The following is a 12,374-nucleotide window of genomic DNA, read 5'->3' as shown; positions in this document are numbered from 1 at the left end:
CCCTATAAAAATTTGCTAAATAACACGCGGAGATAAAATGAAATTCACTCAATTGCCTATTGCAACCGCTATTCTTTGTGCCTTGAATCCTCAAATCAGTTTTGCAGAACAAACGGCTGACGTAGGGGCTAATCTCGAAAAAATCGAAATTGTGGGTATACGACAAAACCGTATTAGTGAAGGCGCTACAGGTTTAGCACTAGAAATTGATGAAACTCCGCAATCAATCAGTGTGATCTCTGCTGAGCAATTAAAAAATTATTCCGCATTTAATATCAATGATGCTTTACGCTTAGCGCCAGGTATCAATGTTGAAGAATGGGAAACCAACCGTACTAACTATACATCACGTGGTTTCGAAATTAAAAATACACAAATCGATGGCGTTGGCTTACCGAATGACTGGGGTATCGTTACCGGCGCAATGGAAGCATACGGCTATGAAAAAATTGAAGTTATTCGTGGTGCCAATGGCTTACTTACCGGTGTAGGTAATGCATCGGGTACTTTAAACTATGTGCGTAAGCGCCCTAAAAACGAAAACGGCTGCGAATTCGGTGTCTCTATTGGCTCATGGGATTTTAAACGTTTACAGGCTGATTACTCATTATTGCTGACAGAGTCTGGTAGTTGGGCTGCTCGCTTTGTAGCTGCCGCAGAAGATAAAAAGTCATACCTTGATGGCCTTGAGAACAACCGCGAATTTTTCTCTGCGGTGGTAGATGGTCAGCTTACAGATAACTCAACTGTTACTTTAGGTTACTCATATCAAGACGCAGATACCGATGGCAACACCTGGGGCGGTCTAGTTTATAACTACACAGATGGTTCGCAAGCTAAATGGGATGTCAGCGACACAACCACCCAAGACTGGACAATGTGGGACACCATTAACACCTCTGCATTTGTTGAATACAACTATGTTTTTGCAAACGCATGGCAGCTTCAAGCAAGCTACAACTTCCGTGGCTTTGAAGAGCAAGACAAACTTTTTTATGCCTATGGCACTATTGATAAAGATACTAACCTTGGCTTAGTAGGTTCTCCTGGTCGTTACGACAGCGAAGTAGATGCTGATTTATTTGAAATTAAAGCATTTGGTGCCTTTGAAATGTTTGGTAAAGAGCATCAAGCAAGTTTTGGGATAAGCCATGCAAAAAGTGATGATGTGATGTATCAACACCCGTTTGATTTTGCAAATACACCGGCTTATGGAGCAACTCCTGCGTTCCCATACGATTTAGATGCGATCCCAGAGCCTGATTGGTTAACGCCAGTTCTGTATTCAGATATTGAACAAAAGCTAACCCGTTACTTCGGCTCTGCTCAGTTAAATATTACTGAAAAACTATTCACCGTAGTTGGTTTTAACACTATTGAATTTGAGCGCTCAGGCATGAATGCAGGTGCATCGATTGATAATGACGAGAGCGAGACTAGCCCATATGTCGGTTTTACCTATAAGTTAAACGACGATTTAAACCTATATGCAAGTTACTCAGATATTTATCAGCCACAAGAGCAAACTGATTTCAATGGCCAATACTTAGCACCAACTAAAGGCACTAACTTTGAAACGGGGGTTAAGGCTTCTTGGCTTGATGATGCCCTGATGACAACGTTTGCCTACTTTACTGCTGAACAAGATAACTTTGCACAATACGCAGGCCTGACTGAAGATGGTATCTACTACTATGAAGGCGTGTCTATTGAGTCAAAAGGCTATGAATTTGAAGTCACAGGTAAAATCACCGACGCTATGAATATCGTCGCATCTTACACGCATATTGATGTAACTGATGAGAATGGTGATGACACCAACAAATGGGCGCCTCGCGATGTTGTCGGTGTAACAGTAGATTATGCATTAACAGACGCAGCAGTTGTTGGCTTAAATGGTCGTTGGCAATCTAAAATTGAAAGCACTGATTACAATGTTAAGCAAGGTAGTTACGCTCTGCTAAACGCCTTCGCGCGTTGGAATATTAATGACCAAGTTGCAGTACAAGCTAACGTTAATAATATTACTGATGAGCAGTACATCAATAGCTTACAAACCGTGGGTTATTATGGCGCGCCAACAAACGGTAGCCTAACTCTGACTTATAAGTTCTAAACGCTGATTAGAAGAAGTGTCGCCCGTATGGGCGACACACATCTATTAATTAGGGCAATTACCTAACTCGTAATACCCCGCACTAGTTTGCGCTAAAGTACTGGTATAAAAGGTGTTATAAAGACCTAGGTTATCGCCCGAGCCCACCGCAAAGGCGTAAGAGCCATTCGTGGTTGCGCGGTTTGCTTGCACATGCGCATAGTTGCTTGAGGTAGTTTCAGTGCATTGGTAATCACCATTCGGTGTTGAGTCACACGTATCACCCACACCATCTGCATCATTATCTAACTGTTCACTATTGGCCACCAGCGGGCAGTTATCTAGGCTATCACTGACACCATCGCTGTCGGAGTCACTTGTTTCACCATCAGGTGTACTGTCACACACATTTCCGATACCGTCATTATCGTTATCGGCTTGATCAGCATTCGCTACATTTGGGCAATTATCTATACCGTCGAGCACACCGTCGTTGTCTGCGTCATTATTAGGTTCTGTGGTGGTTTTACATGCCTGTAACGGCCCTGCACAACTTGAATCATCATCAGCTATCCACTGACATTGATTTGTACCCGCTGAATATTCACGCATAGTAAAAGCAGCGGTCCCAAACGCTAAATAACAGGCAGAATAACCCTCGCCCCAGCTAATATGGCCTTCGTTGATATGAAGATTGTAATCGCCTGTCACGCCGGCATCGATGACAAAATTAATGCTATCTGTTGATGTAAGCGCAGTATCATCAGTTGCGGTGATCACTGCAGTATTATTGCCACCTGCTAGATTGCATTGCTCAGCAAAATACTCAAGCCCATTCACTGTAGCTGTCACATCACCATTACTAAAACTGACCACTACGGTACTTAAGTTTTGATTATCATCAATCACCGTGCCCGTTACTGTAGCGCACTGCCCGTTTACACTAGCAGCAATATCACTAAGTACCGGTGCTGTAGCCGCAGGCTCTGGCCCAACGCGTACCGTAAGATTAACTTCATCACCTTGTTTCGCTTCGTTATCTGTGGCACTGACACGCACTTCATAAAGTCCATCGCTGAGTGCACTTGTCACCCCACTAAAGGTATTATTCGCATCGACTTGCACATTGAGTGACTCAATTAAGCTTGGCACACCACCAGCTAGGCTATACACGTTAATATCAACATTCGTTACACTGCCTTCTTGGTCGATTGCGCTTCCTGTAATGGTGAGCTGGTTATTACTGTCTGAGGCATTTAAATTACTAATTTCAGGGCCTGCATTACGATCAACTCGTTTATTATTAGCCGCAAAGTACTCACCTAGATAAGTAGCAAAATTAATACTGTTTGCAGCAACATAATCGCCAGACGCGCCTTGCCCACCCGACCACGAGTGATCCAAATTATTAAACCACAGCATAGCAACCCGATTATCTTGCCAAAGTGATTGCTCGGCAGTGCGTGTTGCATCATCACTTATTGTCGTCGTACCTGAAAGTTGATTAACCCCATAAAGGGCAGCAAAACCATCTGCGTTTTGCTGGTTATAACAGGTATTTACTGTGGTATCGGCAGTACCGTGGCCAATCACCGCTATTTGTGTGGCAAAGTGATCTTTATAACTGCCAGCATAGCTTTCACAGCGAGATACAAAGGTGTTTTCAGAAACCGTTTCACAGGTTGAAATCGCCCCACTTGAACTTGTGCCGATGGTTGGCCCAGCGCTTGGAGCAACCCCTGCAAATACATCAGGCGCTACACAAGCTGTTTGTGCAGCCATTGCCGCCCCAGATGATAAACCTGCAATATACACTTGTTTAGGGTCAATATTACGGGCTGAATCACCACTTAATGCATTGGCTAAATTAATCAAATTCTTATAATCGCCAGAGCTGCGATTGATTGTCCCTTGCCAATATGACCAGCAGCTATAACCTGCTTTATTCATTGCATCAGGGACTGCTATCACCATGCCATGAGCTTCAGCTGCATCTTCAAGGTTAGCCGTTAAGTAGTTATTGATAGGCTGTACACAGCCATGTAGCACCAGCATCAAAGAATGACCAGTGCCTATGCTTGATTGCGTATCAGGAGTGTAAATATGAACATTATTAAAACCGCCAATGCTGACATTTTGTTGCCAACTACCAGCAAAGCTTGGTTGTGAGAAAATAGCAGCACAGAACACTGCGAGCGAAGTAAACGACGCTGATTTTCGTTTACATGATTGTGTTACTTTTTGCATATATCGCCTTTATAGTCGTTATCATTGTTGTCTGTCAGTTGATGACTAACCCAATGTAGTAGAACTATCTAAAAAGCGAACTATAACTATAGTGCTATACGTTAATTAAAATACAACCCTAAGATATCACACCTGCATTTATTGCTTTTTTCGAAACTAAACCCAATTCCATTAACAAAGCCAACGCAATACGTTGGCTTTGCTTTTACTATGTTATGCGGTTAAAAATTAAAACCTAGAGATACCCAATAACGGCGGCCATCTTCAACATAGCCGTATTCACCTTCGGTAATATCTTTATCAAATAGATTATAAACACCAAAACCTAACTTAATGCTGCGGCTTAAATCATAGTTACCACCAATATCAGCCAAGGTGTAATCTGGCGCAATTAAGCTACTTTGTGACGGGCCTGTTGTCGGTTGGCTTTCTTCACCGCGGTAATGAACACGCAGCCACGTGCCTAGTTTATCAACCGGACGCCAATTAACTGAAGTTTGTAAAATATGCTTAGGTAATTGGTTAAGTGGGCTGCCTTTGTATGCACCGGTTTTTTGCTCAGAATCGGTGTAGGTGTAATTGGCACTTACATCAAGCTCACTGGTAATGTCATAAGATACTGATAACTCAAAGCCTTGCGTAACGGCTTCATCCACATTGACATAGGTCGTTGGCATTGAACCAAACTGGTTTGGTCCATCAGTACACTGAGTGAGTGGGCACGAAATACGGGTAATTTTATCTTCAAACTCGTTGTAAAAAACCGTGCTTGAAAGCGATAAATCACGGCTAGCATCATAGTATATACCCATTTCGTAGTTTACAGATTTTTCAGGGCTTAAATCAGGGTTACCATAAATATTGCCACCTCGGCTCACTTGCCCCCACGCAGCGGTAGATTGACGAATATTCGGCGCTCTAAAGCCTGTTGAGATACCCCCTTTAACCGTCAACGACTTAGCTGCTGTATACACACCATATAAACGTGGGCTGAAATGACCTGAAAAATTGCCATCATGATCATAACGAAGACCGCTAGTGAGTTTAAACTGCTTCGTTGCAGCCCACTCATCTTCTGCAAATACTGACCACTGCTCGTTCTCAACATGCGTTAAGTCACTAATCCGGTTACTGGTGTAATCGTCCAGCTCTTCTTTTAAATATGACGCACCAAATGCAGCATTATGATTGCTAAATGGTAAAGTCCAGCTTGTTTGCGCATCGGTATTTTCGACATACATTTCGCGAGAGGTATTATCGAATTTATCGTACTTTAAGTAACTGCGTGATGAGCCAAAATCATAAAAACCATTATGACTTAGTGAGTAGCTTTCTTGGTCGTACTCTGTGGTTGATGACTCTGGGCAACCATTACGGCCACAACTTTCACCTTGAGCTAAAGGCGCAACTGTTTTACCTAATGTTTCCTCGAGTTTTTGTTTTGCAGAACCTACTTCGAGCATAATTTCATGGTTATCAGAGGGCGTTAAAATGAACTTAGCTTTAATATTGCTCTGCTCTTTACCACGAAAGCCTGCTTCAAAATCGTCTTCGTCACGCTTTGAAAACTGACCCGATAGCTGCATACCTAATAACTCAGGAATTAGACCACCTGCAGTAAAGAAACTGCCTTGATTGATATCACCCGAGTCACTTGATTCTTGAATAGTGCTGTCTAAGCGTAGTTCACCGTACCATGTTTCTGGTGTTTTACGGGTAATAATATTGATAACACCACCAATTGCATCTGAGCCATATAGTGATGACATAGGACCACGGATAACCTCGATACGCTCAATCGCTGAAATAGGTGGAGTCCATGCGCCTTCAACACCCGGTCCATCACTATTTGGCCGAGTTTCACGAGAGGATTGACGCTGGCCATCTATTAAAATCAAAGTATATTGACTAGCCATACCGCGAAGGCTGATATCTTTTCTGTCGCCTCCGCCCGTGACCACCACACCGGGCACATCGGTCATCGCATCGGTTAAATCACGGTAAAAACGCTTTTCAAGCTGCTCACGGTCAATAACACTGATACTGGCTGGCGCCTCTTTAAGCATTTGCTCGTAACCGGAAGCCGATACAACTATTACTTCCATGTCTTGTTTTTTGTCATCAGCGTATGCAAAATGGGAAAGACCTGCTAACACAGCAGCGGTGAGTGGTAAAACAGAAGAAACAACCCTCGTCATAATAATACTCCGTGACTTTTTATTTATAAATGATAATAATTAGCGTTCGCATATTAATGAGAAGTCCCAATTTTCACAATTTACGATTTCTTAAAACTGAATTAAGAAGGCCTGAACTATGAATTCCAAGCTGATAAAAACATTACGTGTATTTTCTCGTACTGTTGAAACAGGCAACATGAGTAGCGCAGCTGCTGAATTATCGATGACTACATCGGCTGTCAGTCAACACATTAAGCAATTAGAACAAGAAATCGGACTAAGTCTATTTAATCGCAGCCCGCGTGAGCTCACTTTAACTGAGGCTGGTCAGCTGTATTATCAAAGCTGTTTAAAAATGCTGGCACTTGCTGATCAAGCCAGTACGCAATTACAGAATTTACAAAATAAACCGAGTGGTGAGTTAAAATTAGTGGCTCCCGTGGGGTTTGGGGGTGGGCTATTAAGTGAACCATTGGAGCGCTTAATCAATGAATTTGATGATTTACGTATTCAGTTAATTCTAACAGATGAGCCTATCGATATGATCAAATGCGGCGCTGACTTAGCGATTGCCATTGGCCCGTTAACTGACTCTAACCTTGTTGCTCGTAAGTTAGCAACTTGGCCGTTAAAGCTCTGTGCCCATAAAGACCATGCGATTAGCAAATTAGATGAAGCCAGTTGGGAAGATCTAAGCAAGTTTGCGCGTATTGCACATAGCAACGCCGACAGTAATGCGTTTAACCCGTTAACGCTGGCAAGCAAGCCATTACCGAAAGCGAAGATCACCGTAAATAATATGCAAAGCTTAATTAAACTGGTGTGTGATGGTGTTGGCTATGGCGTGTTACCAGAGCCAGAAGTAAGGCATTTACTAAAATCGAAAGAACTGGTTGAAATAGCGCCGGAATGGGCAATGCCTAATTACACTGTTTATGCGGTAACACCAGCCAGAGACAGCTTAGCGGCAAAAACAAAAACGGCCATTGATACTCTGAAACTGTGCTTTAACCATGTGTCAAAGCAAGTCGAATTAGTTGATTAAGACTCAACATGGATAATACCAATTTGCAGTATGCGGATGGGTATTATCCAAATTAGTATTATCCAAGCGCTAACCAAACGCCCACGCACATCATTAGCGCACCAGCAATACGGTTTAACCACTTCACATTGTCGCCTTTATCTAAAAACAGCCTTAAGCTCTTTCCGCCTGTTGCGTAAATCAACATACAGATAAATTCGCTCAACATAATAATGCCCACTAACACAGCAAGCTGTGGGGCAACTGCTAAATCAACATTGATAAATGGAGGCAGTAAAGAAATCATAAATGCCCACCCTTTTGGGTTTGCAATAGCAGTAATATAACCTTGCGAAAACAATTGCCCACGGCCAATTTGTTGCTGTGCATCATCCTTAGGTTTGAAGCTGGTTTTAGCGCGCCACATATTAACACCTAAGTATATTAAGTACGCGCCACCTAGGTATTTTAAAAAGGCAAATAACTCAGGGTAATTAAGCATAATACTGGCAACCCCAATCACCGCTGCAATGGCCACCGTGGCAACGCCTAACACCTCACCGACCATCATCCAAAGCGTGCGCCGAATACCCACACTCATCCCTAACGTCATGGCGAGCGTCATACACATACCAGGTGTAATTGAAACAAAGAAAAAGGTCGGAATAAAAACCGCGAGTACTGCTAAATCGAGCATAAATGCAATCACATGTTTATAGCTAAAAAAGAGAAAGCGATTAAATCACATTCACTTAAATAAGCAAACAAACACGCGATTGCTAACAGGGTTATAAAAACATACCGCCCATGCCTATGAATATCGTCTACTCAAATAGACGTCACTTACCAAGGCGCACTCGCGTTTTTATTGATTGGTTAAGCGAGCAGTTAAAACCGATTACGCAGAGCTAAGATGGTTGCTATGTGCGCTTCAGTTTAACTACCTTTAATTACAGACAGCAGAAGTTGATCAATTTCATTATTCACTCCACCAACGCTACTATTGTTTAAAATTACATAACCAATATTTTTATCTGTCACAGAGCGAGTTAATGATGTCCAGCCTCTATTAAACCCTGCAAAACCTAAACTATTATTCTCAGAGTCTATGACATAGCTCATACTCCATCGCCCTCCGGTATGAGGCTGAGCTTGAATCATATTTGCAATAAGCTGATTTGATAAAATATTTGAACCAATGTAATTACCTTGCTCATTTTTTAGCACTGCCTGATTAAACTTAGCTAAATCATCTGCAGTTGTTATAAAGCCAGCGGCAGCAGTTTCTGTAAAATACACCATCGCTGTTTTGTTGCCATTCTCATCGTAAGGACTAGCCAGCATTGCTGAAGAAACACGGTTGATATCAAACGAAGAATTTGTCATTCCGAGGGGTAAAAGAACGTTTTCAGTCATAAAATTACTGAAAGATTGATTAGTCAGATCTTCAATTAACAGCTGAACTATCGTGTAACCACCACCTGAATAAGACCATTTAGTATCAGGCTCATGAATAATTTTAACGGCTCCCCCCCCTGTGTTATTGCCTTCTAATGACTCTACAAGAGTAGGTAATGGATCTTCAGCGCTCCATCCATTGTACCCACTTAATGAAAGCCCTGAAGTATGAGAGAGAATATTACGTAAAGTTACCTTGTTAGCATCAAACTGAGAATTCGGTATTTTCCAGCTTTTTAAGTAATCATTAATTGGTTTATCAAGTTCAACTTTACCTTGTTCAACTAGTTTCATTGCGCCCCAAGCTGTAATCACTTTAGAAATAGAGCCAACATTGAATAAAGTTTTGTGTGTGATTGGAGTTCTATTTTCAGCGTCAGCATAGCCATAATAATATGAACCAACCACCTCTTTCCCTTGAACAATCGATATAGCAATACCACGCGCTTTGCTTTTTTCAAGAATTAAAGGGATCTCTTTATCTAGCACTTTAGAAAATTCTAAACTTTTAGTTTGTTTTGCATGTAATGAGCAAGACGATATTAAAAACAATATTAGAATTATAAACTTATTCATGAGCATCCTTGTTTTGTAACGACCTCATCAAAGGCCTGTTTTAGTTGGCTAAAATTAGCTGGGTATATAAAAACTTAGCGATTTGTATCTTCCCTTCAAGTGCTGTTCACCTGCTTGTTCATCAATGTAAGTACGTAGACTAGTTACACTATCAAAAATAATGCTTGCTGGTAACTGGCCTGATTATTAGTCCACTTCATGACTTTAAATGTGCGCACATGAACAATATTTCCTCTTATTTGCTTACCGTTTATCTACGAATAAGAATATGCAAGTAGGCAATACAAAAATCCCCGCTTAAAGGGCGGGGATTTTTTATAAGAGTAATTTTCTAATTACTGAGTAACGCCTTCAGCGGCAACTGGCTCTGCTGGTTTTTCGTCACTTAATAAGTACTTATCTAACCACTGCTCTTGCTCCCAAAGCACATGCAGCAAGCTCTTACGAGCACGATAGCCATGCGCCTCATAAGGTAACATCACTAAGCGGGCTTCTTTACCTAAGCCTTTTAATGCAGCGTACATACGCTCACTTTGCATTGGAAAGGTACCCGAATTGGGATCTTCTTGACCGTGGATCATCAGCATAGGTTCATTGATTTTATCAGCGTGGAAAAACGGTGACATAGCCGCATACACATCTTGTGCTTGCCAAAAGTCACGCTCTTCACCTTGGAAACCAAATGGCGTTAGGGTGCGGTTATAAGCACCACTGCGGGCAATACCGGTTTTAAATAAATCGCTATGGGCTAATAAGTTCGCCACCATAAAGGCACCATAAGAGTGACCAGCAATGGCAATTTTGTCTTTATCTGCGACACCTTTTTTTACAAGCACGTCTACCGCAGCCTTGGCACTTGCTACCAATTGTTTACGGAATAAGTCATTTGGCTCTTTCCCGTCAACACCCACAATTGGCATTTTCGGGTCGTCAAATACGGCAATACCTTTTGCAAGATAAGGCATTGGCCCCCAATAACCGATATAGGTAAATTCATACGGCGACTCGCGCATTTGTGACGCAACAGCTTTATCTTTATATTCAAGCGGATAAGCCCACATTAGAACCGGTAACGGGCCTTGAGTTGAATCATAACCCGGCGGCAAATAAAGCGTACCACTAAGCTCAACGCCATCATCACGCTTGTATCGAATTAACTCTTTAGTCACTCCTTTAAATTCTGGGTAAGGGTGCTCAAAGGTCGTAAGTTGAGTCAGGGTTTTATCGTCTAGGTCGCGAATAAAGAAGTTAGGTTGCTCAGTTTTAGATTCGCGAATAGTAATTAAACGCTCGCCTTCGTCATCAAGCATGGCACGTATACGTTCATAGTATGGCGCTTCTGATTGCCAAACGCGTGTTGTGGTATTGGTCTTTACATCATAACGGTCTAAAAACGGAATATTGCCTTGTTCAGATGCACCGTTACCGCGTAAGAAAAGATAACGCCCGCCAACGACTTTTAATACGTCAGCGCCTAAATCATTCTTTTCATATATTGGGTAACCTGGATCTTTGTAAGCATCGTTATAGCTACGCTCAGAAAATAGCACTCGGTTTTTATCTGCATTACGTGGTTGAATAACAAATGTGCGAACTTGTCGGTCGCTAAAGCGCCATTCAGATAACAGAGCAACATTGCCATTACCCCAAGTAATTGAATCAAATCGGCGTTCAACTTTAGCAAATAACTTAGCATCACGTTTAAAAGGTGCTCTTAGGCTATAAAGGTGATCGTGATAAGGCACGTCGGTTTTCATATCGCCGCCGTCTTGTGCTTCAGCCCAAATTACCTCAGCCCCTTGATCTGCTCGCCATTGAAAGTCACGGCGACCAGTGCGAACACTGTCATAGCCTTGTGGAATGTTATCAGCTAAAGGCTGCTTAGCAAGCTCTGCTAACGTATAGCCACGCATGCCCCAAATTTGCCAAGTAGCTGCAAATCGACTGTAAGGCACTTGATACGAAAATGGCTCATCAATCATGCCAACCAAAATATTGGTTGAATCTGGTGAGACAGAAAACGATTTAATTAAGCCTGGCTGACCAATCGGTTGACCTTGACCACTGAGCGGAATATAAGTCAGCTGGCTTTGGGCAAAGAACTTAAATTGCGCTTCATCATAAGGGCTTGTTAGTAAGTTTTGATATGTACGGGCAGGCGCTTTTTCACCACTACTTTGTTGAATAACCGGCACAACCTGCGAGCTGTCGTTGCTTAAGCGAGCTTTACCTATATTGACCGCTGCATTAGCAACAATTGCGCTGCTATCTGGCAACCAAGTATAAGGTGTGCGAGTTAACACTGAATTAAGAGGTGTATCACTTAGCTGGCGGGCTTGCTTAGTACTTACATTATAAACCCATAAATTAGCACTCGATGCTTGCTCAACGACAAACGCCAAGTATTGACTGTCGCTTGACCAGCTTGGTGAGCGTAAAATGCCATTTGGCAAACCAGATACAACAATTTCAGAACCGGTTTCTACATGTTTAAGCACTAACGACGTAAACTTATTTCGTACTCGTGAGCGCGAAAAATTAGCAGGATTAAGCTTAATGCCCGCAAGTTTTAGCTCTTCTTTGGCTAAATCTTGTAAGGTATCGATGCGTTTTCTATCAAATAATGCCAGCCACTCGCCATCATTTGATAAATAACTACTCGGTGCAAGCTTAGCGTCAACCACTGCAGCTAGCGCAGGCGATGGAGTTTGATAACCTTGATTAGCAAAACTGGGTGTGCAAACAGCTGCGCCAATAACTAGCGCAAAAAGCAGTTTAAATGCTTTCATGTTCG

Annotated in this window: 7 protein-coding genes; 2 read left to right on the top strand and 5 right to left on the bottom strand. The window is 42.2% G+C overall.

Going from position 1 to position 12,374, the window contains the following annotated elements:
* Positions 1–37 precede the first annotated feature (37 nt).
* Positions 38–2,116, top strand: coding sequence for a TonB-dependent siderophore receptor (locus HCZ11_RS01885; protein WP_167657479.1), 2,079 nt, complete (start codon positions 38–40; stop codon positions 2,114–2,116).
* A 45-nt stretch (positions 2,117–2,161) separates the two neighbouring features.
* On the opposite strand, the gene HCZ11_RS01880 is transcribed toward HCZ11_RS01885, so the two are convergent.
* Entirely contained in the window at positions 2,162–4,342 is a 2,181-nt protein-coding gene (locus HCZ11_RS01880; RefSeq protein ID WP_217702824.1) for a PHB depolymerase family esterase, read from the bottom strand.
* 221 nt (positions 4,343–4,563) lie between these two features.
* The gene (locus HCZ11_RS01875) at positions 4,564–6,540 is read right to left on the bottom strand and encodes a ligand-gated channel protein (protein WP_167657478.1); all 1,977 of its coding nucleotides are present in this window, start codon (positions 6,538–6,540) and stop codon (positions 4,564–4,566) included.
* A 118-nt stretch (positions 6,541–6,658) separates the two neighbouring features.
* Between HCZ11_RS01875 and HCZ11_RS01870 the strand changes: the two genes are divergently transcribed.
* A complete protein-coding gene (locus tag HCZ11_RS01870; protein ID WP_130052777.1) occupies positions 6,659–7,567 on the top strand; it encodes a LysR family transcriptional regulator in 909 nt (302 codons plus the stop codon).
* A 58-nt stretch (positions 7,568–7,625) separates the two neighbouring features.
* Here HCZ11_RS01870 and HCZ11_RS01865 read toward each other — a convergent pair whose 3' ends face one another.
* From HCZ11_RS01865 to HCZ11_RS01855, 3 genes are all read right to left on the bottom strand, one after another.
* Positions 7,626–8,243 carry a LysE family translocator gene (locus HCZ11_RS01865; protein ID WP_130052778.1) on the bottom strand — a complete coding sequence of 206 codons (618 nt, stop codon included), beginning with the start codon at positions 8,241–8,243 and terminating at the stop codon, positions 7,626–7,628.
* Between the two features lie 239 nt (positions 8,244–8,482).
* Positions 8,483–9,580 carry a serine hydrolase gene (locus HCZ11_RS01860; RefSeq protein WP_254869049.1) on the bottom strand — a complete coding sequence of 366 codons (1,098 nt, stop codon included), beginning with the start codon at positions 9,578–9,580 and terminating at the stop codon, positions 8,483–8,485.
* Between the two features lie 335 nt (positions 9,581–9,915).
* Positions 9,916–12,369 (bottom strand): prolyl oligopeptidase family serine peptidase, encoded by a 2,454-nt coding sequence (locus HCZ11_RS01855; RefSeq protein ID WP_167657476.1) that lies wholly within the window; start codon positions 12,367–12,369, stop codon positions 9,916–9,918.
* Between the last annotated feature and the right edge of the window lie 5 nt (positions 12,370–12,374).

The sequence above is a fragment of the Pseudoalteromonas sp. HF66 genome (assembly GCF_011806445.1).
In the GTDB taxonomy this organism is placed as follows: domain Bacteria; phylum Pseudomonadota; class Gammaproteobacteria; order Enterobacterales; family Alteromonadaceae; genus Pseudoalteromonas; species Pseudoalteromonas apostichopi.
This window is presented reverse-complemented; position numbering and strand designations above follow the sequence as displayed.